Origin of the sequence: Streptomyces sp. NBC_00464, from assembly GCF_036013915.1 — a bacterium.
GTDB lineage: Bacteria > Actinomycetota > Actinomycetes > Streptomycetales > Streptomycetaceae > Streptomyces.
Map to the genome: position 1 here is coordinate 5,420,808 of NZ_CP107899.1, position 24,497 is coordinate 5,445,304.

The 24,497-nt window shown below is 71.5% G+C and carries 19 protein-coding genes, 3 tRNA genes and 1 pseudogene; 16 read left to right on the plus strand and 7 right to left on the minus strand.

The genetic code is table 11. The features are described 5' to 3' along the window. The first annotated feature begins 26 nt into the window (after window positions 1-26). Window positions 27-365: a divalent-cation tolerance protein CutA gene (cutA, locus tag OG912_RS24345; RefSeq protein WP_327711235.1), complete on the plus strand. Its 339-nt coding sequence runs from the start codon at window positions 27-29 to the stop codon at window positions 363-365. Here cutA and OG912_RS24350 read toward each other — a convergent pair. Next, window positions 317-2,455, minus strand: a complete 2,139-nt coding sequence (locus OG912_RS24350; RefSeq protein WP_327711236.1) for a molybdopterin oxidoreductase family protein — start codon at window positions 2,453-2,455, stop codon at window positions 317-319. The two genes, cutA and OG912_RS24350, sit on opposite strands and share 49 nt — an antisense overlap. Window positions 2,456-2,563: 108 nt before the next feature. Beyond that, window positions 2,564-3,295 (minus strand): SanA/YdcF family protein, encoded by a 732-nt coding sequence (locus OG912_RS24355; protein ID WP_327711237.1) that lies wholly within the window; start codon window positions 3,293-3,295, stop codon window positions 2,564-2,566. A gap of 139 nt (window positions 3,296-3,434) precedes the next feature. Between OG912_RS24355 and OG912_RS24360 the strand changes: the two genes are divergently transcribed. From OG912_RS24360 to OG912_RS24385, 6 genes are all read left to right on the plus strand, one after another. After that, window positions 3,435-4,250 (plus strand): Cof-type HAD-IIB family hydrolase, encoded by an 816-nt coding sequence (locus tag OG912_RS24360; RefSeq protein WP_327713529.1) that lies wholly within the window; start codon window positions 3,435-3,437, stop codon window positions 4,248-4,250. An 89-nt stretch (window positions 4,251-4,339) separates the two neighbouring features. Then, window positions 4,340-5,281, plus strand: coding sequence for a sirohydrochlorin chelatase (locus OG912_RS24365; RefSeq protein ID WP_327711238.1), 942 nt, complete (start codon window positions 4,340-4,342; stop codon window positions 5,279-5,281). 36 nt (window positions 5,282-5,317) lie between these two features. Then, complete coding sequence (locus OG912_RS24370) at window positions 5,318-6,646, plus strand: deoxyguanosinetriphosphate triphosphohydrolase (RefSeq protein WP_327711239.1); 1,329 nt, start codon at window positions 5,318-5,320, stop codon at window positions 6,644-6,646. A gap of 153 nt (window positions 6,647-6,799) precedes the next feature. Further along, entirely contained in the window at window positions 6,800-8,059 is a 1,260-nt protein-coding gene (locus OG912_RS24375; RefSeq protein ID WP_326736076.1) for an NAD(P)/FAD-dependent oxidoreductase, read from the plus strand. 530 nt (window positions 8,060-8,589) lie between these two features. Next, window positions 8,590-10,497, plus strand: coding sequence for a DNA primase (gene dnaG, locus OG912_RS24380; RefSeq protein WP_327711240.1), 1,908 nt, complete (start codon window positions 8,590-8,592; stop codon window positions 10,495-10,497). A 245-nt stretch (window positions 10,498-10,742) separates the two neighbouring features. Next, window positions 10,743-11,867, plus strand: coding sequence for an RNA polymerase sigma factor (locus tag OG912_RS24385; protein ID WP_443061015.1), 1,125 nt, complete (start codon window positions 10,743-10,745; stop codon window positions 11,865-11,867). A 43-nt stretch (window positions 11,868-11,910) separates the two neighbouring features. Here the strand turns inward: OG912_RS24385 and OG912_RS24390 are convergent, their stop codons facing one another. The 4 genes from OG912_RS24390 to OG912_RS24405 all read right to left on the minus strand — a co-directional run bounded on the left by OG912_RS24390 (window position 11,911) and on the right by OG912_RS24405 (window position 17,559). Further along, window positions 11,911-13,842 (minus strand): ABC transporter ATP-binding protein, encoded by a 1,932-nt coding sequence (locus tag OG912_RS24390; protein WP_327711241.1) that lies wholly within the window; start codon window positions 13,840-13,842, stop codon window positions 11,911-11,913. After that, window positions 13,842-15,575 carry an ABC transporter ATP-binding protein gene (locus tag OG912_RS24395; RefSeq protein ID WP_327711242.1) on the minus strand — a complete coding sequence of 578 codons (1,734 nt, stop codon included), beginning with the start codon at window positions 15,573-15,575 and terminating at the stop codon, window positions 13,842-13,844. Before OG912_RS24395 ends, OG912_RS24390 begins: the two co-directional genes overlap by 1 nt. Before the next feature lie 169 nt (window positions 15,576-15,744). Further along, on the minus strand, window positions 15,745-17,193 hold the full coding sequence (locus OG912_RS24400) for an FGGY family carbohydrate kinase (RefSeq protein ID WP_326736072.1): 1,449 nt from the start codon (window positions 17,191-17,193) through the stop codon (window positions 15,745-15,747). 66 nt (window positions 17,194-17,259) lie between these two features. Continuing rightward, complete coding sequence (locus OG912_RS24405; RefSeq protein ID WP_326736071.1) at window positions 17,260-17,559, minus strand: YtxH domain-containing protein; 300 nt, start codon at window positions 17,557-17,559, stop codon at window positions 17,260-17,262. A 193-nt stretch (window positions 17,560-17,752) separates the two neighbouring features. Between OG912_RS24405 and OG912_RS24410 the strand changes: the two genes are divergently transcribed. The 5 genes and pseudogenes from OG912_RS24410 (at window position 17,753) to OG912_RS24430 (ending at window position 18,954) form a co-directional block, all read left to right on the plus strand. After that, window positions 17,753-17,825: transfer RNA gene (locus tag OG912_RS24410), tRNA-Asn, on the plus strand. A 5-nt stretch (window positions 17,826-17,830) separates the two neighbouring features. Beyond that, window positions 17,831-17,903: transfer RNA gene (locus OG912_RS24415), tRNA-Asn, on the plus strand. Window positions 17,904-18,159: 256 nt separating this feature from the next. Next, window positions 18,160-18,236, plus strand: a tRNA-Ile gene (locus OG912_RS24420). 157 nt (window positions 18,237-18,393) lie between these two features. Further along, a pseudogene (locus tag OG912_RS24425) lies at window positions 18,394-18,504 on the plus strand (hypothetical protein); the annotation flags it as partial. A 39-nt stretch (window positions 18,505-18,543) separates the two neighbouring features. Continuing rightward, window positions 18,544-18,954: a class I adenylate-forming enzyme family protein gene (locus OG912_RS24430; RefSeq protein WP_443061101.1), complete on the plus strand. Its 411-nt coding sequence runs from the start codon at window positions 18,544-18,546 to the stop codon at window positions 18,952-18,954. 7 nt (window positions 18,955-18,961) lie between these two features. Here OG912_RS24430 and OG912_RS24435 read toward each other — a convergent pair whose 3' ends face one another. Next, on the minus strand, window positions 18,962-20,392 hold the full coding sequence (locus OG912_RS24435) for a phytoene desaturase family protein (RefSeq protein ID WP_327711243.1): 1,431 nt from the start codon (window positions 20,390-20,392) through the stop codon (window positions 18,962-18,964). A 505-nt stretch (window positions 20,393-20,897) separates the two neighbouring features. On the opposite strand from OG912_RS24435, the gene OG912_RS24440 reads away from it, so the two are divergent. From OG912_RS24440 to OG912_RS24455, 4 genes are all read left to right on the plus strand, one after another. Further along, window positions 20,898-21,725 (plus strand): glycoside hydrolase domain-containing protein, encoded by an 828-nt coding sequence (locus tag OG912_RS24440; RefSeq protein ID WP_326736046.1) that lies wholly within the window; start codon window positions 20,898-20,900, stop codon window positions 21,723-21,725. 224 nt (window positions 21,726-21,949) lie between these two features. Then, window positions 21,950-23,137, plus strand: coding sequence for a hypothetical protein (locus OG912_RS24445; RefSeq protein WP_327711244.1), 1,188 nt, complete (start codon window positions 21,950-21,952; stop codon window positions 23,135-23,137). Continuing rightward, on the plus strand, window positions 23,134-23,814 hold the full coding sequence (locus OG912_RS24450) for a hypothetical protein (RefSeq protein WP_326736044.1): 681 nt from the start codon (window positions 23,134-23,136) through the stop codon (window positions 23,812-23,814). The genes OG912_RS24445 and OG912_RS24450 overlap by 4 nt, the downstream gene beginning before the upstream one ends. A 2-nt stretch (window positions 23,815-23,816) precedes the next feature. Next, window positions 23,817-24,485 carry an RES family NAD+ phosphorylase gene (locus tag OG912_RS24455; protein WP_326736043.1) on the plus strand — a complete coding sequence of 223 codons (669 nt, stop codon included), beginning with the start codon at window positions 23,817-23,819 and terminating at the stop codon, window positions 24,483-24,485. Window positions 24,486-24,497: the final 12 nt, after the last annotated feature.

Consider the following 24,497-nt stretch of genomic DNA (forward strand, 5'->3'; position numbering starts at 1 on the left):
CTGCCGCCGATCCGAGGAGACCGAAGGTGCAATCGCCCGCATGGCTGACCGTACTGACCACGACGGACAGCGAGGAGAAGGCCCAGCTCCTGGCGCAGGGCGCGGTGGAGGCGCGGCTGGCCGCCTGCGTACAGATCTCCGCGCCCGTCACCTCGGTGTACCGGTGGCAGAACGCCATCGAGACCACCGAGGAGTGGCAGCTGTTCTTCAAGACGACGGCCGAACGGTACGACGAGCTGGAGGCGTACCTCCAGGAGGCGCACGACTACGACACCCCGGAGATCATCGCCCTGCCGGTACTCCGGGGCAGCGCCCGCTACCTCGGCTGGGTGTCGGCGGAGACGGCCCCGGTGACCTCGCTCTGAGGGGCGCCCTGCGCCTCCACCCGCACCGCGCACACCTTGAACTCCGGCATCTTCGACACCGGGTCGAGGGCCGGATTCGTCAGCGTGTTGGCCCGGCCCTCACCCGCCCAGTGGAACGGCATGAACACGGTGTCCTGGCGGATCGCCACGGTGATCCGCGCGGGCGCCACCGCCTTCCCGCGCCGTGAGGTGACTGCCACCGGATCGCCCTCGGACACCCCGATCCGCTCGGCGAGCCGCGGATGCAGCTCGACGAAGGGCCCCGGGGCCGCGGCGTTCAGCTCCGCCACCCGGCGGGTCTGCGCCCCCGACTGGTACTGGGCGACGACCCGCCCCGTGGTCAGCACCACCGGATACTCCGCGTCGGTCTCCTCGGCGGACGGCCGGTGTGTGACGGGCACGAACCGGGCCCGCCCGTCGTCCGTCGCGAACCGGTCCAGGAACAGCCGCGGCGTACCGGGGTGCTCCGTGTCCGGGCACGGCCAGAAGACCCCGTCCTCGGCGGCGATCCGCTCGTACGTGATGCCCGCGTAGTCCGCCGGGCCGCCCGCCGAGGCCCGGCGCAGCTCGTCGAACACCTCGGCCGGATCGGCCGGGAACCCCTTCCCGTGCCCGAGAAGACCGGCCAGCCCGTGCAGCACGTCCAGATCACTGCGGACACCCCCGGGCGCGGTGACCGCACGCCGGCGCAGCAGCACCCTGCCTTCCAGGTTCGTGGTGGTCCCCGTCTCCTCGGCCCACTGCGTCACCGGCAGCACCACATCGGCCAGCGCGGCCGTCTCCGACAGCACCACATCGGCGACCGCGAGGAAGTCCAGCGACCGCAGCCGCTCCTCCACATGCCCCGCGTGCGGCGCGGACACCACCGGGTTCGAGCCCATCACCAGCAGCGCCCGCACCTCGGTGCCCAGCGCGTCCAGCAGCTCGTACGCACTGCGCCCCGGCCCCGGCAGAGAGTCGGGATCGACGCCCCACACCCCCGCGACATGGCGGCGCGCCGCCGGATCGGTGAGCTTGCGGTAGCCGGGCAACTGGTCGGCCTTCTGGCCGTGTTCACGGCCGCCCTGGCCGTTGCCCTGCCCGGTCAGACAGCCGTAGCCGGACAGTGGCCGGCCCGCGCGCCCGGTGGCCAGGGCGAAGTTGATCCAGGCGCCGACGGTGTCCGTGCCCTTCGCCTGCTGCTCGGGACCGCGCGCGGTCAGCACCATGCCGCTCTCCGCGTCGCAGAACATCTCGACGGCCGCCCGCAGCTGCGGCACCGGAACGCCGGTCAGCCGCTCCACCAGCTCCGGCCAGTGCGCCATCACCCCGGCCCGCGCCTCGTCCCAGCCGCTGGTGCGCTCCCGTACGAACTCCTCGTCCACCCGCCCCTGCGACACCACCAGGTGCAGCATGCCGAGCGCCAGCGCCAGATCGGTGCCGGGCCGGGGTGCCAGATGCAGGTCGGCCTGCTCGGCGGTCCTGGTGCGGCGCGGATCGATGACGATCAGCCGGCCGCCGTTCTCCCGCAGTTCGGTCAGATAGCGCAGCGCGGGCGGCATCGTCTCCGCGAGGTTCGAGCCCACGAGGATCACGCATCCGGTGCGCGGGATGTCCTCCAGCGGGAACGGCAGCCCGCGGTCGAGACCGAAGGCCCGCTGGTGCGCGGCGGCCGCCGACGACATGCAGAACCGCCCGTTGTAGTCGATCTGCGAGGTGCCGAGCACCACCCGGGCGAACTTCCCGAGGGAGTACGCCTTCTCGTTGGTCAGCCCGCCGCCGCCGAACACCCCCACCGCGTCGGCCCCGTGCGCCGCACGCGTCCCGCGCAGCCCCTCGGCGATCCGGGCCAGCGCCTCGTCCCAGCCGGCCGGCTCCAGCTCCCCGCTCGCCGCATCGCGTACGAGAGGACCGGTCAGCCGCACCGCCGAGGAGAGCACGGCGGGCGCGGAACGGCCCTTGCCGCACAGCGCGCCCCGGTTCACGGGGAAGGAGGTCCGCTCCTCCACCTCGACGACCGCGTCCCCGGCGACCGGGCGCAGGTTCATGCCGCACTGCAGCGCGCAGTACGGGCAGTGGGTCGCGGTGGCGGCAGGCACGGTACTGGTCATGCCCCCAGCCTGCGAGCCGGGTGTTACACGGGCGCCCGCTCCCGGTTACACCGCCGGTACGCACACCTCAGCCCGCCCGGCACCCGGCGGTGAGGTGAGCGGGCACGGTCACCGTCCGTCCGCCGCGAGGGCCTCGGTCACGCCCGGCTCCTTGGGCCCCAGGAAGTGCGGATCCGGCTCGAACAGGGCGTCCAGGGCCGCCTTCCCCGCCGCGAACACCTCCCGCGTGCCCCCGTAGTACCAGGTCGCATCGTGTACGGCATCGACCCCGACGCCGTACGCGTCGATTCCCGCCGCCCGGCACAGCGCGATCGCCCGCCGGATGTGGAAGCCCTGGCTCACCAGGACCGCCCGCTCGACCCCGAAGATCTTTCTGGCCCGCACGCACGAGTCCCAGGTGTCGAAGCCGGCGAAGTCGCTGACGATCCTGCTGTCCGGCACCCCGTGCGCGACCAGGAACGTGCGCATCGCGTCCGGCTCGTCGTACTCCACCCGGCTGTTGTCACCGGTCACCAGCACGACCTTCACCTTCTTGTCCCGGTACAGCTCGGCCGCGGTCCGCAGCCGGTTCGCGAGATACGGGGACGGCTTGCCGTCCCACAACCCCGCGCCGAACACCACTGCGACCTGCTGCGCGGGCACGTCCGCCGCCGTCCTGACCCGGGCGTCGGCGACCGTGTGCATCCAGGTGGCCGGGGCCAGCGCCAGCACACAGCCGACCATCAGGCCCTGCACGGCCAGGCGCCGCCCCCGTCGGGTCCGCGGCAGCCGTGGCCGCAACCGGCCGGCGGCCCCCTTCAGCGCCCGTACCGCACCCGCTCCCCATGGCTTCAGCCGCATCGAAGCCCCCCGCTTTCCCTTTTGTCCGGTGCCGTGTCGTGCTGTCCCCCTTCATGACTGGACGATCGAACAGCCGAAAGGGTTCTCCGGGAAGGCAGCGAATTGCTCCGCGTAGCATCGGCCGATGTTGCTTCCCCGGCTGATCGCGTCCGACCTGGACGGAACTCTGCTCCGTAACGACGGCACCCTCTCGCCCCGCACCCTGCGAGCCCTGCGCACGGCCGAGGACGCCGGCACGGAGATCGTCATCGTCACCGCCCGGCCGCCCCGGTTCGTCGACCGGCTCGCCGAGGCCACCGGCCTCGCGGGCACGGCGGTCTGCAGCAACGGGGCCCTCGTGTACGACATCGGGACCCGCACCGTCGTCTCCTCCCGCGTCCTGCCCCTGACCACCGCCCAACGGGTGGCCACCGCACTGGCGGCGGCGGTGCCCGAGGTGGGCTTCGCCCTGGAGACCGGCAACCAGGTGCTGTACGAACCCGCCTACCGGCTCCGCATGTGCGAGGACGCCGGCGCCGAACTCCCCGTACCGTCCCTCGCCGACCTCTGGCTGACCGAGGCCCCCGTGACCAAGCTGCTCGCCTGGTCGGACCGGCTCGACGCCGACACGCTGCTGGCCGCCGCCCGGCAGGGCACGGGTGACGAGGTGCAGCTCACCCACTCGGGCGGGCGCGGACTGCTGGAGATCAGCGCGCCCGGTGTCACCAAGGCCGGCACCCTGGAGGTGCTCTGCGCCGCCCGGGGCATCGACGCCACCGAGGTCATCGCCTTCGGCGACATGCCCAACGACCTCACCGTCCTCGCCTGGGCGGGCACCGGCTACGCGATGGCCAACGCCCACCCGGCCGTGCTCGCCGCCGTGCCGACGCACACCGCCACCAACGAGGAGGACGGCGTCGCCGACGTCATCGAACGGCTCTTCGCCGCGCGGGTACAGCCGGAGGCGGCGACCTGACAGCGGTCAGGGGCTCCCGGTGAGACGGCGGAAAAGGCCCGTGACAGGCGCGCAACGACCCGGCAACCTGCGCCCGGCACCATCGGTCCATGACGGAGTCGGCACCGGAACGTCCCCAGGAGTCCCTGCCCCTCGACAGCACGGCGCAACTGTTGACCCGTATCACCGCACAGCTCGGCACCCAGCTCAGCCTCGTCTCCCTGAACGGAACCCGACGGCCCATGCACCGAACCCCGCAACAGCCCCCGCACAGCAACGTGAGCCCCCTGATGCCCGCCGCCCCCGCCCTCGTCGCCGTCGCGCACGGCAGCCGGGACCCGCGGGCGCTGCACACGGTGACGGGGCTCCTGGACCGGGTGCGGGAACTGCGGCCGGGGCTCGACGTCCAGCTCGGTCACATCGAGCTCAACGCACCCCTCCTCCCGCAGACCCTGGACGCCCTGGGGAGCGGCGAGGCGGTCCTCGTACCGCTGCTGCTGGGCCGCGGCTACCACGTGAAGCAGGACATCCCGGAGGCCGTCGCCGCCGCCCCCGCCCTGCGCACCCGCACCGCCGGTCCGCTCGGGCCGCACCCGCTGCTGGTCGAGGCGCTCCACGGCCGGCTCACCGAGGCCGGCTGGCTCCCCTCGGACGACGGGAACCGCAACAGTGCCGTGGTCCTGGCCGCCGCCGGTTCGCGGGACCCCGAATCGGCCGCCGACACCCGCCGCACCGCGCACCTGCTCAGCGAACGGCTCGGCGGGGTGCCCGTCGTGCCCGCGTACGCCTCCGCCGCGACGCCCACCGTGCCGGCCGCCCTGCGCGCGCTGGCCGCCCGAGGCCGCCGACGGGTCGCCGTCGCCTCGTACTTCACCGCCCCCGGACGCTTCGCCTCGGCCGCGGCGGACCGGGCGCCCTGGATCGCCGCCGCACCGCTCGGCGCCCACCCGGCCATGGCACGCCTGCTGCTCCACCGCTACGACCAGGCACGATCGGGCGGCGCAGCCGCGCACGAAACCCTGATGAACACACGTTTCCTGGCCACCGCCTGAGCCCACCTGTCAGCGCGGCCGATTACTGTCGTTCCCATGAACGGCACGGACGGCACCGACGGTACGTACGGCACACAGGACCCCGGCACGGCTCCCTACGGCGCCGCCGACGCCGAGCGGTGGGACACCGAACCGGACAAACGGCCCGGCCGCACCGCCTTCCAGCGCGACCGCGCCCGGGTGCTGCACTCCGCGGCCCTGCGCAGGCTCGCCGGGAAGACCCAGGTCGTCACCCCGGGCACCCGCAGCCACGTCTGGGACGCCAGCCCCCGGACCCGGCTCACGCACTCGCTGGAGTGCGCCCAGGTCGGCCGCGAACTCGGCGCCGCGCTCGGCTGTGACCCCGACCTGGTCGAGACGGCCTGCCTCTCCCACGACATGGGCCACCCACCCTTCGGGCACAACGGCGAACAGGCACTCAACGACTTCGCCTCCGACTGCGGCGGCTTCGAGGGGAACGCCCAGTCGCTGCGGCTGCTGACCCGGCTCGAACCCAAGCGCTTCGTACCCGACACCCGCACCGGCGAACTCGTCAGCGTCGGGCTCAACCTCACCCGCGCCGCGCTCGACGCCGCCACCAAGTACCCCTGGCCCCGAGGGGCGCACCCGACCGATCCCGGCTCGCCGAAATTCGGGGTGTACGAGGACGACCTGCCGGTCTTCCACTGGTTCCGCAAGGGCGCCCCGCAGGACCGCAAGTGCTTCGAGGCCCAGGTGATGGACTGGTCCGACGACGTGGCGTACTCGGTCCACGACTTCGAGGACGGGCTGCACGCCGGGCACATCGACCCCAACTGCCTCGACGCCGAGCCGGAGCGGCGCGAGATCTGGGCCGTCGCCATCGGGCGGTACGTCCCCGCGGACACCGACCCCCAGGAACTGTCCGACGCCCTGGACCGGCTCACCGGCCAGGACTGGTGGCCGCACGGCTACGACGGATCGGCCGTCGCCCAGGCCCGGCTCAAGGACGCCACGAGCCAGCTGATCGGCCGGTTCTGCCTCGCCGCGGAGACCGGCACCCGGCAGGCGTACGGCACCGGCCGTCTCGGCAGATACGGCGCCGAGCTCGTCGTCCCCCGCGAGGCGCGCAACGAATGCGCGGTCCTCAAGGCGGTCGCCGACCGGTACGTCATGCAGCGCGCCGAGCAGGAGGTGATCCGCGCCGACCAGCGCGTCGTGATCGCCGAGCTGGCCGCGGCGCTCACCGCCCGCGCCCCCGAAGGACTGGAGCCACAGCTGCGGGCGCTGTACGAGGCGGCCCCCGACGACCACTCCCGCAAGCGGGTCCTGGTCGACCAGATCGCCGCGCTGACCGACGCCTCGGCCCGCTCCCTGCACCACTCGCTCACCGCACGCCGCGGCTGAGGGAACCCCTGCTCCCGGTGTGCGGGCCCCGGCCGGCCCACCGGCCCATGATCACGGGGCGTGACCTGATCGGGTCACACCCTCTTTCGCCATCACGCTGCGTGCGGGACGCTCGCAGTTGGCGCCGCGCAGCAAGCACCGAGGAGGCATCAAGTGGTCGACGCACATCGGACGTTCGTCATTGTCGGCGGAGGACTGGCCGGAGCGAAGGCAGCGGAGACGCTCCGGTCGGAGGGTTTCAGCGGCCGGGTCATCCTGATCGGCGATGAGCGGGACCACCCGTACGAACGCCCGCCGCTCTCCAAGGGGTACCTGGCAGGAAAGGAGGACCGCGACAGCGTCTTCGTCCACGAGACGGCCTGGTACGCGGGCGCAGACGTCGAGCTCCACCTCGGCCAGCCCGTCACCGCGCTGAACCGCGAAGCCCGTTCCGTGGAGCTCGGCGACGGCACCGTCATCCACTACGACAAGCTGCTCCTGGCCACCGGCGCCGAACCGCGCCGCCTGGACATCCCCGGCACGGACCTGGCGGGCGTCCACCATCTGCGCCGCCTCGCCCACGCCGACCGGCTGCGCAACGTGCTCGCCGCACTCGGCCGTGACAACGGCCATCTGGTGATCGCGGGCGCCGGCTGGATCGGCCTGGAGGTCGCGGCGGCAGCCCGCGGATACGGGGCCGAGGTCACCGTCGTCGAACCGGAGGCGACCCCGCTGCTCAAGGTGATCGGCCCCGAGCTCGGCCAGATCTTCACCGACCTGCACAGCGACCACGGCGTCCGCTTCCACTTCGGCGGCCGCCTCACCGAGATCGTCGGCCAGGACGGCATGGTCCTCGCCGTCCGTACCGACGACGGCGAGGAACACCCCGCCCACGACGTCCTCGCCGCGATCGGCGCCGCCCCGCGCGCCGCCCTCGCCGAGGCCGCGGGCCTCGACATCGCCCCGCGCGCCCAGGGCGGCGGCATCGCCGTGGACGCCTCGCTGCGCACCAGCGACCCGCACATCTTCGCGGCCGGAGACGTGGCCAACGTGGCCCATCCACTGCTCGGCGCCCGGCTGCGGGTGGAGCACTGGGCCAACGCGCTGAACAGCGGGCCTGCGGCGGCCCGCGCCATGCTCGGCCAGGACGTCTCCTACGACCGGGTGCCGTACTTCTTCTCCGACCAGTACGACCTCGGCCTCGAATACTCGGGCTGGGCGCCGCCGGGCAGCTACGACCAGGTCGTGATCCGCGGCGACGCGGGCAAGCGCGAGTTCATCGCGTTCTGGCTGAAGGACCACAAGGTGCTCGCCGGGATGAACGTGAACGTGTGGGACGTCACAGAGACCGTGCAGGAGCTGATCAAGGCCGGCCAGCCGGTCGACCCGGACGCCCTGGCCGACCCGTCGGTGCCGTTGGATTCCCTGATCTGACCGGTTACCCGGGTCCTGGGCTGGTGGTTCCGTCCTCAAGCGCCGGACGGGCTTGGGTGCGGGTGCCCCGCGTTGCGCTGTGCCCCGGTGGGTGGGGGTCCGGGGCCCCTCCGGGGCCTCTCCTCGGACGACGAACGTTCCGCGGGTACGCGAACGACCCGGGTATCTGTTCGTCGTCCTGCGGGGACTCCCCTGCACGGCCCCGAACCCGGCCGCCCCGCGTCTGCGACAGCACTATCGCCGGTGTGCAGACGCGACCGAGACCGGGTGGGGGCGTGCAGGGGAGTCCCCGCAGAAAATGGCGTACGACCCGGGTCCCCGTTCGTCGTCGGGTGCACACGCCATTTTTGAGGAGTCTCCCCGGAGGGCCCCCACCCCCACCCACCGGACAGGGGCGCCCCGCGGGGGACCCGCACACAAGCCCGTCCGGCGATTGAGGACGGAACCCCGCACCACGGAACCCCGCACCCAGGAACCCCGCACGCGCCCGCCCGGCCGAGGTTGTCGTAGCTCACCCGTAGACTTCACTCGTGGCAGGCAGGATCAATGACGACGACGTGAAGGCGGTCCGGGACGCGGTCCCGATCGACGCCGTCGTTTCCGAGTACCTCCAGCTGCGCAACGCGGGCGGTGGAAACCTCAAGGGCCTGTGCCCCTTCCACGACGAGAAGTCCCCCTCCTTCCAGGTCAGCCCGAGCAAGGGTCTCTTCCACTGCTTCGGCTGCCAGGAGGGCGGCGACACGATCGCCTTCGTGCAGAAGATCGACCACCTGACGTTCGCGGAGGTCGTCGAGCGGCTCGCCGCCAAGGCCGGCATCACCCTGCGGTACGAGGAGGGCGGGTACAACCCCTCCCACCAGCGCGGTGAGCGGATCAGGCTGGTCGAGGCGCACAAGGCGGCCGCCCAGTTCTACGTCGAGCAGCTGGACGGCCCCGAGGCCGAGATCGGACGCAAGTTCCTCGCCGAGCGCGGCTTCGACCAGGCGGCGGCCGAGCACTTCGGTGTCGGCTACAGCCCCGCGGGCTGGGACCACCTCACCCGCTATCTGCGCGGCAAGGGCTTCAGCGACAAGGAACTGATCACCTCCGGCCTCTCCCAGGACGGCAGGCGCGGCCCCATCGACCGCTTCCGCGGCCGGCTGATGTGGCCGATCAGCGACACCTCCGGCGACATCGTCGGCTTCGGCGCCCGCAAGCTGCGCGACGACGACAACGGCCCGAAGTACCTCAACACCCCCGAGACGCCGATCTACAAGAAGTCCCAGGTGCTGTACGGCATCGACCTGGCCAAGAAGGACATCGCGAAGTCCAGCCGGGCCGTCGTCGTCGAGGGTTACACGGACGTGATGGCCTGCCATCTCGCCGGGATCACCACCGCCATCGCCACCTGCGGCACGGCGTTCGGCGGCGACCACATCAAGATCCTGCGCCGCCTCCTGATGGACAACGGCAGCGCCCGGGTGATCTTCACCTTCGACGGTGACGCGGCCGGCCAGAAGGCCGCCCTGCGCGCCTTCGAGGACGACCAGAAGTTCGCCGCCGAGACCTACATCGCGATCGCCCCGGACAACATGGACCCGTGCGACCTGCGCCTCGCCAAGGGCGACGAGGCCGTCCGCGACCTGGTCGAACCCCGCACCCCGCTCTTCGAGTTCGCGCTCCGCCAGATCGTCGCCCGCTACGACCTGGAGACCCCGGCGGGCCGCGCCGCCGCACTCGACGAGGCGGCCCAGGTCGTCGCCAAGATCAAGACGGGCAGTGTGCAGCGCGAGGTCGCCGTCCAGCTGGCCGGCTTCGTCGGCATCCTGGACCAGGAGTACGTCGTGCACCGGGTCAACCAGCTCGCCCAGTGGGCCCGCGGCCGGGGCGGCGACCGGGGATCCGCGCCGTCGGGCGGGCGCGGCGGCTCCCGGCACCAGGAGATCCAGGCGCCCGCCGCCTCCTCCGGCCCCGCGCTCAACCTCCGCAGCCCGGCCCACCGCACCGAGCGCGAGCTGCTCAAGCTCGCCCTGCAGAAGCCCGCCCTGGTCTCCCCGGCCTTCGACGCCTACGGGATCGACGAGTTCACCGCCCCGCCGTACGCCGCGGTCCGCCAGTGCATCGCGGAGGCGGGCGGCGCGGAGCTCGGCGTCCCCGAGACCCGTGAGTACCTCGTCCAGGTGCTCGACGCGACCCCCAACGACACGGTGCGCAAGCTCGTCACCGAGCTCGCGGTCGAGGTCTTCCGAGGCAAGTCCATCGACGAGACCTACGCGGGCGAGCAGCTCGTCCACGTCCGCCTGCGCGCCGTCGACCGCCGGATCAACGAGGTCCAGGGCAGCCTCACCCGCCTCGGCAGCAACGTCGCCCCGGACCACCTGGCCGCCGCGCAGAACGAGGTCTGGGTCCTCCAGCAGTACGCCCAGTCCCTGCGCAACAACGGTGCTGCCGCGCTCTGACGCCGCAGCACCGCCCCCGCCCCGGTAATCACCCGGTCACGGAACGAACTCAGAAAGTCCCCGCACGCCCCTCGTGGCAGCTGTGTGTCGTACCCCACACTGGGTGGCGGTGCTGGACCGACCGGTCATGGAGGGACGCCGCCCCTCGGTTACCTGTCGGCCTGAGTCATCGGAGCGCGGCCGGCCCGCCGAACGGTGGTCCTCCATCCCCGCGTTCCGGCAGCGATCACCTGGAGGTCGCCCCCGTGCAGACCCGGACCGTGACCGAAACCGAGCGTGTCCCGGCCATCCCCGCGCAGTCCCGGGCCGTGCGTCATCCCGAGGCCGCGGCGGATCCGCCGACACCCCTGACCGCCGTGCAGAGCCCGCCCGAAGCGCCACCGGACCCGCCCGAGGCCGTCATGGAGGAGCCGGAGCGCCCCGAATCGCCGGGGCCGCGCAGCCGCCCGGACACCGGCGGACCGTCGTCCGACCTCTTCCGGCAGTACCTGCGCGAGATCGGCCGCATCCGGCTGCTCACCGCCGCCGACGAGGTGGAGCTCGCCCGCCGCGTCGAAGCCGGCCTGTTCGCCGAGGAGCGCCTGGCCCGCACCCCGGACCCCGACACCCGCCTCGCCGTCGACCTGGACCGGCTCGTGGTCATGGGACGGATGGCCAAGCGCCGCCTCATCGAGGCCAACCTCCGCCTCGTCGTCTCCGTGGCCAAGCGCTACGTCGGCCGTGGACTGACGATGCTGGACCTGGTCCAGGAGGGAAACGTCGGGCTGATCCGGGCGGTCGAGAAGTTCGACTACGCCCGCGGCTACAAGTTCTCGACGTACGCGACCTGGTGGATCCGGCAGGCCATGTCCCGCGCCCTCGCCGACCAGGCGCGGACCATCCGGGTCCCGGTCCACGTCGTCGAACTGATCAACCGCGTCGTCCGGGTCCAGCGCCGGATGCTCCAGGAGCGCGGCTACGAGCCGACGCCCGAGGAGGTCGCCGAGCAGCTCGACCTGACGCCCGAGAGGGTCGGCGAGGTCCTGCGCCTGGCCCAGGAACCCGTGTCCCTGCACGCCCCGGTCGGCGAGGAGGACGACGTCTCGCTCGGCGATCTGATCGAGGACGGGGACGCCGCGTCCCCCGTGGAGTCCGCCGCCTTCCTGCTGCTGCGCGAACACCTGGAAGCGGTGCTCTCGACCCTCAACGAGCGCGAGCGCAAAGTGGTCCAGCTGCGCTACGGGCTGGCCGACGGGCGGCCGCGCACGCTGGAGGAGATAGGGCGGATCTTCGGTGTGACCCGCGAGCGCATCCGGCAGATCGAGTCCAAGACCCTCAACAAACTGCGGGACCACGCCTTCGCCGACCAGCTCCGCGGCTACCTGGACTGACACGCACACACGGGCAGGTCCGGGCAGCCGCGGGAGCCACCGGCTAGTCGACCTCGGCGACCGCCTGCGCGAACTGGGCCGCGTACAGCCGGGCGTACGCGCCCTTGGCCTCCAGCAGCTCGTCGTGCGTGCCCTGCTCGACGATCGACCCGTTCTCCATCACCAGGATGACGTCGGCATCCCGGATGGTGGAGAGCCGGTGCGCGATCACGAAGCTCGTACGGCCGTGTGCGAGACCGGCCATCGCCTTCTGGATCAGCACCTCGGTACGGGTGTCCACCGAGCTGGTCGCCTCGTCGAGCACGAGTATCACCGGGTCGGACAGGAACGCCCGCGCGATGGTGATCAGCTGCTTCTCGCCCGCACTGACACCCGATCCCTCGTCGTCGATGCGTGTGTCGTAGCCGTCGGGCAGGGTGCGGATGAAGCGGTCGGCGTGGGCCGCCCGCGCCGCCTCCTCGATCTGTTCACGGGTGACATCGCCCGAGGCACCGTAGGCGATGTTCTCCGCGATGGTCCCGCCGAACAGCCAGGTGTCCTGCAGGACCATGCCGATTCCCGAGCGCAGGTCGTCGCGCGACATCTTCGCGATGTCGACCCCGTCGAGAGCGATCCGGCCCCCGGTCACCTCGTAGAACCGCATCAGCAGATTGACCAGCGTCGTCTTGCCGGCGCCGGTCGGGCCGACGATCGCGACCGTGTGGCCCGGCTCGACGCTCAGCGACAGGTCCTCGATGAGCGGCTTCTCCGGGTCGTAGCGGAACGACACGTTCTCCAGGGACACGCTGCCGCGCAGCTCCCCGGGGAACTCGGCCTCGCCCTTCGCCGGGTCGGCGTCCTGCTCCTCGGCGTCCAGCAGCTCGAAGATCCGCTCCGCCGAGGCGATCCCGGACTGCACCAGGTTCGCCATCGAGGCGACCTGGGTCAGCGGCATGGAGAACTGCCGCGAGTACTGGATGAAGGCCTGCACATCACCGATCGACAGGGCGCCCGATGCGACCCGCAGCCCGCCGACGACAGCGATCAGCACATAGTTCAGGTTCGACACGAACATCATCAGCGGCTGCATGATCCCGCTGTTGAACTGCGCCTTGAACCCGGCCTCGTACAGCGCGTCGTTCTGCTCGGCGAAGTCCCGCGCCGACTCCTCCTGCCGCCCGAAGACCTTCACCAGGGTGTGCCCGGTGTACATCTCCTCGATGTGGGCGTTGAGCTTGCCCGTCACCTTCCACTGCTGGACGAACTGCGGCTGGGAGCGCTTGCCGACCTTTGCCGCCACGACCACCGACAGCGGCACCGTCACCAGCGCGACCAGCGCCAGCAGCGGCGAGATCCAGAACATCATCACGAGCACGCCGACGATGGTCAGCAGCGAGTTGATGAGCTGCCCCATCGTCTGCTGCATCGTCTGCGAGATGTTGTCGATGTCGTTCGTCGCCCGGCTCAGCACCTCGCCGCGCTTCTGCCGGTCGAAGTACGACAGCGGCAGCCGTGACAGCTTCGTCTGAAGGTCCTCGCGCAGCTGGAAGACGACCCGGTTGATCACCCGGATCGACAGTCGCGTCGACACCAGCATCAGCAGCCCGGCACCGACGTACACGGCCAGCGCCACGAGCAGCACGTGGCCGATCGCGTCGAAGTCCATGCCCTGCCCCGGGGTGAAGTCCACCTTGGAGAGCATGTCGGCCAGACCGCTGTTGCTCCTGCGCAGGCCCTCGACGGCCTGCTCCTTCGTCGTCCCCGCGTCCATTCCGCGGCCGACGACACCGGCGAACACCAGGTCGGTGGCCTTGCCGAGGATCTTCGGGCCGACCACGGAGAGCGCCACGCTCAGCGCGACGGCCACCAGCATCACGTACAGGGTGGCCTTCTCCGCCGCGAAGCGCTTCAGCAGCCGCTTCGACGAGCCCTTGAAGTCCATGGACCGCTCGGTCGGCGCCCCGCCCGCCATCATGCGTCCACCAGGCCCGGCCATTACGCGGCCTCCGCTTCCGTCAGCTGCGAGAGAACGATCTCCCGGTATGTCTCATTGCCTTCCATCAGCTCGTGATGGCTGCCGGAACCGACGACGCGGCCCTCGTCCAGCACCAGGATCCGGTCGGCGTCGCGGATGGTGGACACCCGCTGCGCGACGATCACCACCGTCGCCCCCCGGGTCTCCCGCAGCAGCGCCGCGCGCAGCGCCGCGTCCGTGGCGTAGTCCAGGGCCGAGAAGGAGTCGTCGAAGAGGTAGATCTCCGGCCGCTGCACCAGCGTCCGGGCGATCGAGAGCCGCTGCCGCTGACCGCCGGAGACATTGGTGCCGCCCTGCGCGATCGGTGCGTCGAGCCCGTGCTCCAGACCCTCGACGAACTCCTTGGCCTGCGCGATCTCCAGCGCGTGCCACAGCTCCTCGTCGCTCGCGTCCGGATTCCCGTACCGCAGATTCGTCGCGACCGTGCCGGAGAAGAGATACGGCTTCTGCGGGACCAGACTCACGGTCTTCGCCAGCAGCACCGGATCCAGGGTCCGTACGTCCGTCCCGTCGACCAGCACCTGGCCGTCCGTCACATCGAACAGCCGGGGTACGAGGCCGAGCAGCGTCGACTTCCCGCTGCCCGTCGACCCGATGATCGCGGTCGTCTCGCCGGCCCGCGCCACCAGGTCCACCGAGCGCAGCACCGACTCCTCGGCACCGGGGTAGCGGAAGTCCGCACCGCGCACCTCCAGATGTCCCTGGGCGGCGAGCTCCCGCACCGGGTTCACCGGGGGCACCACGCTGGACTCGGTCTCCAGGACCTCCTGGATGCGCTCGGCGCAGACCTCGGCACGCGGCACCATCATGAACATGAAGGTGGCCATCATCACCGACATGACGATCTGCATCAGATAGGACAGGAACGCCGTCAGCGCACCGATCTCCATCCCGCCGCTGTCGATCCGGTGCGCACCGAACCAGACGACGGCGATCGACGACACGTTCACGACCGTCATCACGGTCGGGAACATCAGCGCCATCAGCCGGCCCGTGGACAGTGCCACGTCCGTCAGCTCGGTGTTGGCGCCCCGGAAGCGCTCCTCCTCGTAGTCGTCGCGCACGAAGGCGCGGATGACCCGGTTGCCGGTGATCTGCTCGCGCAGCACCCGGTTCACCGTGTCGAGCCGCTCCTGCATCGTCCGGAACAGCGGGCGCATCTTCCGCACGATGAGGCTCACCGCGATGCCGAGTACCGGCACCACCGCGAGCAGCACCGCGGACAGCGGGACGTCCTGGCCGAGCGCCATGATGATGCCGCCGACGCACATGATCGGCGCCGACACCATCAGCGTGAACGTCATCAGGGCCAGCATCTGGACCTGCTGCACGTCATTGGTCGTACGGGTGATCAGCGAGGGCGCACCGAACCGGCCGACCTCGCGCGCGGAGAACGACTGCACCCGGTCGAAGACCGAGGCCCGGACGTCACGGCCGAGCGCGGACGCGGTGCGGGCGCCGATGTAGACGGCCCCGATGTTGCAGACCACCTGGGCGATGCTGACGACGATCATCACGCCGCCGTACTGGACGATGTAGCCCGTGTCCCCCTGGACGACACCGTTGTCAATGATGTCCGCGTTCAGGGTGGGCAAGTAGAGAGTGGCGCAGGTCTGCAGCAGCTGGAAGACGACCAGCAGCGCGATCGGTTTCTTGTACGGACCGAGATAGGCCCGCAGGAGTTTTATGAGCACGCGTGTCTCTCGGAGTCGGCGAGGTCGGGAGTCGACCCATTTTCGGACACCGCCCACCGGGACCGCGAACGTTTTTATTCAAGTCCAGGTCAAAAAGCAGACCGGGTCCACAATTTCTCGGGCCCGGAGCCCGCCACAGGGCCCGGACCCGTCACCGAGGGCATTCGCCTCAGCGCGCGGCGGAGTCGAACGCCCCCGGGTGGATCTGGTCCCGCGTCGCCACGTACTGCTGGCGCACCGCCTGGCCGACCGACAGCTCGTCGCCGGGCTCCAGCACCTGCGCCGCGGCCCCCTGCCAGGCCGGGGGAGTGCGGGCGTCCAGCGACCCCTGGGAGACACCCAGCGCCCAGGCCGCCTGTCGAGCCGCACCCAGCGCCGCGTACTGCGCCGGCTGCGGTACGACCACCTGGGTGCCCAGCAACGCGGGCGCAAGCCCCTGCACGGCCGGCAGCTCGGCGGCGGCGCCCAGCAGGAACACCCGCCGCACCTCCACCCCGCGGCCGCGCAGCACGTCCAGCGCGTCGGCCAGCGAGCAGAGCATCCCCTCGAACGCCGCCCGTGCCAGATGCTCCGGCTTCATCGACTCGCGCCGCAGTCCGCTCAGCGTCCCGGCGGTGTGCGGCAGATTCGGGGTGCGCTCACCCTCCAGATACGGCAGGAGTACGAGCCCCGAGGAACCCGGCGTCGACTTCAGCGCCAGCGCCGAAAGCTCCTCCAGCCCCTCCACCCCCAGCATCTCGGCGGTGCCGCGCAGCGCACGTACCGCGTTCGACGTGTGGACCACCGGCAGATGCATCCCGGTCGCATCGGCGAAGGAGGTGATCATGCCCGTCGGATCGGCCAGCGCCTCATGGTGCACCGCCATCACCGAACCCGAGGCCCCCAGCGACACCACGGCGTCACCGACCGCGACCCCCAGTCCGAACGCCGCCGCCATCGTCTCGCCCGTACCCGCGGAGATCAGCAGCCCCTCGGGCGTCGTGCCCGCCGCGTCGGACGGGCCGAGCACCTCCGGCAGCCCGGCCTGATGGCCCAACGCGAGCTCCACCAGATCCGGCCGGTACGACTCGCTGCCCGCCGACCAGTAACCCGTACCCGACGCGGCGCCCCGGTCGGTGGTCCGCCGGGCCGGCCGGCCCAGCAGCTGCCACACCAGCCAGTCGTGCGGCTGGAGCACGGCGGCGACCCGCTCCGCCATGTCCGGCTCGGTCCGCGCCAGCCAGCGCAGCTTCGACACGGGCTGCGCGGCCTGCGGCACCGACCCGACCGCCTCCGCCCACGCCTGCCGCCCGCCGAGCCCGTCGATCAGATCGGCCGCGGCGACCTGCGCCCGCCGGTCGTTGCCGAGCAGCGCCGGGCGCACGAGATTGCCCTGTCGGTCCAGCGGCACGAGCCCGTGCTGCTGCGCCGACACACCGATGGCCTGCACCCCTTCGAGGAGCCCGCCGCCGGCGGCCTCACCGAGGGAGAGCAGCCACGCCTGAGGGTCGACCTCGGTGGCCTTCGCGTCCACGGGATGTGCGGCGTATCCCTGGCGCAGTACGGCACCCGTGTCCGTATCGCAGACCACGATGTGCGTGAAGGCGGAAGAACTGTCCAAGCCGGCGACTATGCCCATACACAGATTCTGCCGCACCCCCGGAGGTTTCCCGACCGGTGGTGCGGCAGACATGGCGAAGGGGGCTCAGGTGTTGGTCGTTCCCCAGTCGTCCTCACCGTTCGTCCCGCGCCCGCGCAGCGACCGCACCCGGTCGGCCACCGACGCCGGCACCTTGTCGCCGACCTTCTCGCCCACCGCGTGGGCCGCCTTCCCGGCGAACTGGCGACCGCTCTGGGCCGCCGTCTCGCAGGTGTTGCGCACGGCCGGGTTCTGGGCGAACTGGCGTGCGGACTTCTTCAGCTGCTCGTAACGCTCCCGCCCGGCACGCGTGCCGAGCACGTAACCGAGGGCCACTCCGGCGATGAACGTGAGCCGGTACCGCATGGCTGCCACCCTTCCTTCGCTCCGTCTTCGCTCCGTGCGACGTGTGCTGCTCGCCTACCCGCAGGCGCCCGAGATCACCCCGGGCGATACCGATTGGCAAAGCACCCCCCTGCTTGCGCTAATGTATGTGTCGCAGCGAACGCGCGCCGCCCGGCAGCAGCCAGGGAGGTACGTTCGAGGCAAAACGCAGCAATCCCCTGTAGCTCAATTGGCAGAGCAGCCGGCTGTTAACCGGCAGGTTACTGGTTCGAGTCCAGTCGGGGGAGCGCGATCCCCTGTAGCTCAATTGGCAGAGCATTCGGCTGTTAACCGGAGGGTTACTGGTTCGAGTCCAGTCGGGGGAGCGGAACGGAAGAGGACCCCACGGGGTCCTTTTTCGTGTGCCCGGACCCGTCCCGCGAGGCGTCGGTCGGGGGTCCGCTTCGGTGGTGCGCGTGAGGCTCGTGGGACTCTTTCGCGTCAACTTCGCGTCACCCGGAACCGGGCAGCGAGCAGCGCGGTCTTCATGGTCACGAGTAGCCGGGCACCCGCAGCGAGAGATCGTATGACCGGCTATGCTGCGGCAGACGGCGCGTACACATGTACGCGCCACGCCGAAACGGGGCGGTAGCTCAGCCGGTTAGAGCAGCGGACTCATAATCCGTCGGCCGTGGGTTCGAGTCCCACCCGCCCCACCACAGCAGAAACGTCGCGACCTGTGGAAACGCCCGATTGGTGAGTCGTCGGGCAATCCCCGGCCGGCTTCAACCCCGAGTGGTGGACGACGGCCGCTGATCGCAGCGCCATCAAGTCGCCGTTGAAAACCGCCTCGCGCTCGAACATGCGGACGCCGCGGGCCACTGTCTGCCGTACACCGCGGTGCGGCTGTCCGACCCCGCCACCGGGGTTCCGGTCACCGCCCCCGGCACCGACGGTGAGATCTGGGCGCGCGGTCCGCAGGTCTTCCATGGGTACTGGAACAACGCCGAGGCGACCCGCCGGGCCATCGACGAGGCCGGATGGTTCCGCTCGGGAGACATCGGGCGCCTCGACGGGCAGGGCCTGCTGTATGCGGTCGGTCGGCTCAAGGGCGTCATCATCAGCGGCGGCGAGAACATCTACCCCGCCGAGATCGAGAACGTTCTGGCTGACTGCCCGGGCGTGCGCGAGGCGGCCGTCGTCGCCATGCCGCACTCCCGGTGGACCGAGACGCCCGTCGCCGTGGTGTGCCCCGAGGGCGATGAACCGCTCTCCACGGCGGACGTCCGCGCCTTCGCCGGCGGCCGGCCGGCCCGCTACAGGACTCCGACCGCGGTCATCCTGCGCGACACCCTGCCGCGCAACGGCAGTGGCAAGGTCGACAAGCCGGCCCTGCGCGCCCGGCTTCTCGCTTCGGGAGCCACCACCGGGGAGTGAACCGCGCTCACCGCGTGCGGCGCCGGCCGTCCAGGTAGCGCAGGGCGGAACGGGCCGCGTGCCGCCCGCACATGCCGTGGACGCCGGCGCCGGGCGGGGTGGCCGCCGAGCACAGGAATACGCCCGGCACACCGGTGCGGTAGGGGTCGAGGGCCGGTCGCGGGCGGCACAGCGTCTGCCACGGGGTGTTGGCGCCGGTGAGGATGTCGCCACCGACGTAGTTCGCGTTGCCCTGTGCGAGCGCCTCGGGCGGCGTCACCGCCATGCCCACCACCCGCTCCCGGAACTTCGGGGCGAACCCTTCGATCTGGCTCAGCACCCTCTCGGTGGCGTCGCCGCGGTAGCCGGCCGGTACGTGTGCGTACGCGTACACCGGCTTCACGTCGCCCACGGCCCGCCCCTGGTCGGCCAGATACTGCTGGCCGACCAGTACGAACGGACGCTCGGGCATCCGACCCCGCGCCACCAGCCGCTCGGCGTCGGCGATCTCCTCCAGCGTCCCGCCCAGGTGCACGGTCCCGGCCCGGCGGCATGCCTCGCCGGCCCACGGGACACCGCCCTCCACGGCAAGGTCCACCTTGAACGCGGCCGGGCCGTGCCGCCAACGCCCGTAGGCGCGCCGCACCCGCGCCGGCATCCGGTCGCCCAGCAGGGCCGCCGCCGAGGCAGGGGCGAGGTCCAGCACGATCGCCGCGGCCGAGGGCAGCTGGGCCAGCGACGTGACGCGTACTCCCGTCTCGACCATGCCGCCGAGCTCGGCCAGCCGGGAGACCAGCGCCCGCGCGATGGACTGCGAGCCGCCCTCCGCGACCGGCCAGCCCCAACGGTGGCCCGCCGCGATGTGCACCAGCCCGATGGCGCTGCTGACCGGCCGGTCGAGCCGGGAGAAGGTGTGTGCCGCGGCGCCGGCGAACAGCGCGCGGGCCGGCGCGGTCCGCCACCGTCGGGCCAGCACCGTGGCGGGCCACAGGGCCGACAGCCCGAAGCGGGCGAGCGCGACCGGATGCGCGGGACGGTGCAGCACGGGGGCGAGGATGTCCGTCGCCAGGTCCGCGAAGGAGGCCGTGAGGGGCTCGAACAGCCTGCGCCAGGCGGGTCCGTCGGGCCCGAGGCGCGCCGCTGTGCCGGTCACCGAGCGCTCCAGCGCCGCCTCCCGGCCGCCGTCCAGCGGGTGAGCCAGGTCGATCTCGGGGAACGCCCAGCGCAGGCCGTGCCGTTCGTGGTCGAACGAGCGGAAGAAGGGCGAGCTGACCCCGATCGGATGGACGCCGGAGCAGTGGTCGTGCAGCAGCCCGGGGAGTGTCGCCTCGCCGCTGCGCATCCCGCCGCCGGCCTCCTGCCGGGCCTCCAGCACAGTGACCCGTACGCCCTGCTCCGCCAGCGTCACCGCCGCCGCGAGTCCGTTGGGGCCGGAACCGACCACCACCGCATCGACCACGCGTCAACTCCACTTTGGTCAGGGATTGCTGACGGTTCGCCAGCTGCCCGACCAGCATGGCACAACCCGTACCGGCGGCAGTCGCTACCTGCCAACTGCACCAGGCGCACCGGATCGGTGCCGGCAGACCCAGGCCTGCCGCCCGGGCTGGCCGCACCGCACCGCACTGCATCTCCATCGGAGGTTTGGCCATGCCGAGATTCCGCGCCCTCGATCCGCTGCTGCTGCGGATCGCCACGAATCCCGCAGAAGATCCGACCGCCTCCCGGCACGCGGTCCGGCTGGACGCGGGGTTCCGGCCGGCGTCCGCGGACGAGATCGTCGACCACCTGCGCGCGTCGGCTATGGTGCGATGCGCTTCGGACTTCCGGAGCGCGGATGCCGCGCGACAGTGCGCGCGTGCGCCGCACCAGGATCGCGGCGGGAACCTGTCACCTATTCCCGTCGGCCGCCGTCCGAGGGTGCGCCGGATGCGGCCGTGAGCCGCACTGAATGGGGTGGGGAATTGTCCAGACATCGGCTGTCCAGAAAGAGCCGTTACATCGCCTGGGCGACAGCGGGGGCTGTCGTCGTCGCAGGTGCCGGGATTGCGGCACAGACGTCCATGGCGGCCACCGCCTGGCCGGCACAGAAGACGTACACCGGCCGGGCTTTCGACGCCTGCACCGCGCCCTCGCTCAGCGCGATGAAGGCGTGGCACACGGGGTACTACGGCGCAGCCGCCGTCTACATCGGCGGGAAGAACCGTGGCTGCGCCCAGCCCAACCTGACCAGGTCCTGGGTGAAGTCGGTCAACGCCACCGGATGGAAGCTCATCCCGCTCTACGTCGGCGCGCAGCCGCCCTGCCAGAAGAGCGCGAACCGGGAGAGGTTCACCTCGGCCACGGCCGCCTCCGTCGGAGCGAGCAACGCCAAGGACGCGATTGCCAAGGCATCGGCGCTCGGCATGAAGGCCGGCAGCCCCGTCTACCTGGACATGGAGCCGTACAGCATCACCGACAAGGCGTGCAACGACGCTGTCCTGACGTACGTGCGCTCCTTCACCAGGACACTGCGCAACGCCACCTACCGTGGCGGCTTCTACGGATTCAGCAGTTCCAGCGCCAAGGCCATCGCCACCGCCACGAACAAGACGGACCTGCCGGGCAACCTCTGGTACGCGCTGTGGGACAAGAAGAACACGACGACCACGGACTGGCCGTGGAAGCCGACCCAGTTCACCAACCACAGCCGCGGCCACCAGTACATGGTCAACAGCAAGGAAACCCGCGGCGGCTACACCATCACCGTCGACCGTGACGCATGGGACGCCCCGGTCGCGATCATCGGCTGATGGTCCGGCCGGCCTGCGGGTGCCACGTGTGGTTGTTCTGTGTACGTCCAGGAGTCGCCGTCCTCCGGTAAGTCGTGCCGTCGATCAGCGAGAACGTGGCGCCCCAGGCGGGCCCCTGCCCGGAAGTGACCGGCGAACGACCAGGGTGCGCCCAGCCCGGTCTGTCCAATGGAGGGAGCGAACGGGCTTGTGATGCGGTGAGCGCCGGTGACACTGTTGCCGCCATGGCGCCCTCCCTTCCCTTACCCGAACACGATGCGGTACTCGCGGAGGTGCGGATGGTGAGGCGGGCCGGGGTCGTCGGGCTGCGCTCGCTCAGCATCCCCGAGCTCTCCCGAATAGTGGGCGGGCAACGCTCCGACGGGGCTGCGACGAGTCCCGCCACGGTCGAGCAGCTGCTGCGCACCGCCGTCGCGGGCATCGGCGGGGGCTCCTTGCAGACCGCGGCCGAGTACAGCCTCGGACTTGCCGGTGGCACGAGGGACTGGCCGGCGGCCGACCGCCGCCGCCGGGCCGCGCAGGTGTACGGGGTCAGCATCGAACGGTTTCGCAAGCACCACGAGTTGATGGTGCTGGGACAGGTTGTCGAACGGATACTCCTCATCGCCGGTGCGGCCGGGAACGCAGGGGTACCCGCTGGCGGAAGCCGCTCCGATGCCGATGCCGATGCCGATGCCGATGCCCGGCCGGTGGGGCTCGCCGCCACGCACCGCACGCTTCATCCGCTCGTGCACGGCCGTCGCGTCACCGTGACGGTGCACGCCCACTCCGTCGAGCTGCTGCGGGACATCGACGTCGTGGTCTCCCCGTCCAACACCCACTTCGAGCTGCCCGCCCCATTCAAGTCGTCGGTCGCTGCCACCCTGCGACGCGCGGGAGCACGCAAGGACCCTGCGGGGGGACTCGTCGAGGACTGCGTGCACGACGAGTTGCGGGGGTGGGCCGCCCGGAACGGAATGCTGGGCCGGGCGGCCCTGCCGGGAACCGTGGCCGGCACCTCGGCCGGTGCGCTGACGGAGCAGGGGGTGCGGCGGATCTACCACGTGGCCGTGGCCGTCCCGCGCCCCGACAGCAATGATTACGATGTCCCGCCCGCGGTCGTCAGCCGTTCCGTGGCCGCCGCCTTCGCCCTCCTCGCCCAGGAGTCCGCCGAGGCGGACCCGCCGCTCCTCTCCATCTGCCTGCCGCTGCTCGGCGCGGGGCGCGGTGGTCTCGCGCTGCTGGAGAGCTTCGGTGCCGTGTGGCCCGTCGTCGAGGCCGAACTGGCCCGCGGGGCTCCGTGGGAGGTCCACTTCGTGCTGCGCAGCCAAGCGAAGGCGGACCTTGTCGAACGGCTCCTTTCGGGCGGACGTACCGGTGGGCAGGGGGCGCCGGTGAACAGCGGAGCGCCACGGAACAGGGAGCGCCAGTGAACCCGTACGCCGTGCTCGCCGCTGCCGCTGCGCAGTGGGAGCGGATCTCCGGACAGCTCGGCCCCGAGCCGCGGGAGCGGCTTGCCGCGTTGCTGGGCCGGATGCGCCGCGACGCCCGGGACCAACAGTCCGGTCGGCGGCGGTACGAGGCCGCGCTGGGTGCCGTGGAGCTGCTCGCCGATGGACTGCCCGAGCTGTTCGGCAGTGAGCAGCAGGCGCGATTGACCCTCATGGAAGCGGTCCCCGACGCCGGCGTGGAGGAAGCCACCCACCTGGGCTTCAGCGCCGAGGACCTGGCCGTCCTGCTGATCGACGGGCACCGGATGGTGGGTCCGCTGCTGGGTCCGGTGCGTGAACGAGCCCTGGCAGCTGCGGCGTTGGACGTGGAGACCGTGTTTCTGGCTGGTACGGATCCATATGCGCCGGGGCTGATCCGGCTGAGCGGCCGGGGCGGCGCCGTGCGGCTGCCGGCTTTCCAGTTCGCCGCGGACCACCGGCCCCGGGCGATCGCGCTGGGAGTCAACGAGATCCTGGCCGCGGACCGTGACCCCTGGGGTGCGGCGGACTGGTGGCTTTCCGTCAACGGCTGGCTCGGCGCCCGCCCCGAAGCGCTCATCGGCACCGTCAGGGAACAGCAACTCATCGATACCGCACGACTGTTGACTGAGCAGGAGTAGCCGTGCCGAACTACCGCCCGCCGACCGGCCTGTCCGGGACCCCCACCAAGGTCGAGTTGGCCGCCGATACCCTGCTGTACCGGGTGCATGCCGCACACCGGGCCCCGGACGGCTTCAACCCGGTCCCGGCGCACTGTCTGTACGGGGGCGGACGTTTCGACTCGACCGCCTGCGACCGGTACGGATATCTCTACGCGGGTCTCGGGCCGGCGACCGCCGTCTGCGAGACATTGCTGCGCGGCATACCGTTCGACCCCTCGGGCGGACCGCGCCTGGTCCCACGCGTCGCGGTCGCGGACCGCCGGCTCTCCACACTGCGGCTGACCACCGACGTCACCGTGATCTCCCTGACCACCGCCGAGGACCTCGCGGCTGTCCATCAGGACAGCTGGCTGGTCCAGACGGAGGCCCACGAGTACGCGTACACGCGCGACTGGGCCCACTGGATCCGCCGCCACACCGGCCCTTGGGCGCAAGGGCTCGTCTGGGCCTCGAAGCGGGAGCCCGGCGACCGCACCGTGGTCCTCTTCGGTGATCGCTGCCCGCCGGACGTGCTGGAGGCCACAGCCGGCGACCCGGTGGACTTCGGAACGCCGGAAGGCGAGGAGTGGCTCAACTCGGTGCTGCAGCCCTACCGAGTCCAACTGCCCCCGACCGACGTCCGTCCCTGATGTCCGGAGAGG

What these genes read in the sequence shown, in the direction of transcription:
- OG912_RS24350 (WP_327711236.1), bottom strand. Translation starts at nt 2,455, where the DNA reads ATGACCAGTACCGTGCCTGCCGCCACCGCGACCCACTGCCCGTACTGC.
- OG912_RS24355 (WP_327711237.1), bottom strand. Translation starts at nt 3,295, where the DNA reads ATGCGGCTGAAGCCATGGGGAGCGGGTGCGGTACGGGCGCTGAAGGGG.
- OG912_RS24365 (WP_327711238.1), top strand. Translation starts at nt 4,340, where the DNA reads ATGACGGAGTCGGCACCGGAACGTCCCCAGGAGTCCCTGCCCCTCGAC.
- OG912_RS24370 (WP_327711239.1), top strand. Translation starts at nt 5,318, where the DNA reads ATGAACGGCACGGACGGCACCGACGGTACGTACGGCACACAGGACCCC.
- OG912_RS24390 (WP_327711241.1), bottom strand. Translation starts at nt 13,842, where the DNA reads ATGGCCGGGCCTGGTGGACGCATGATGGCGGGCGGGGCGCCGACCGAG.
- OG912_RS24400 (WP_326736072.1), bottom strand. Translation starts at nt 17,193, where the DNA reads ATGGGCATAGTCGCCGGCTTGGACAGTTCTTCCGCCTTCACGCACATC.
- OG912_RS24405 (WP_326736071.1), bottom strand. Translation starts at nt 17,559, where the DNA reads ATGCGGTACCGGCTCACGTTCATCGCCGGAGTGGCCCTCGGTTACGTG.
- OG912_RS24445 (WP_327711244.1), top strand. Translation starts at nt 21,950, where the DNA reads ATGGCGCCCTCCCTTCCCTTACCCGAACACGATGCGGTACTCGCGGAG.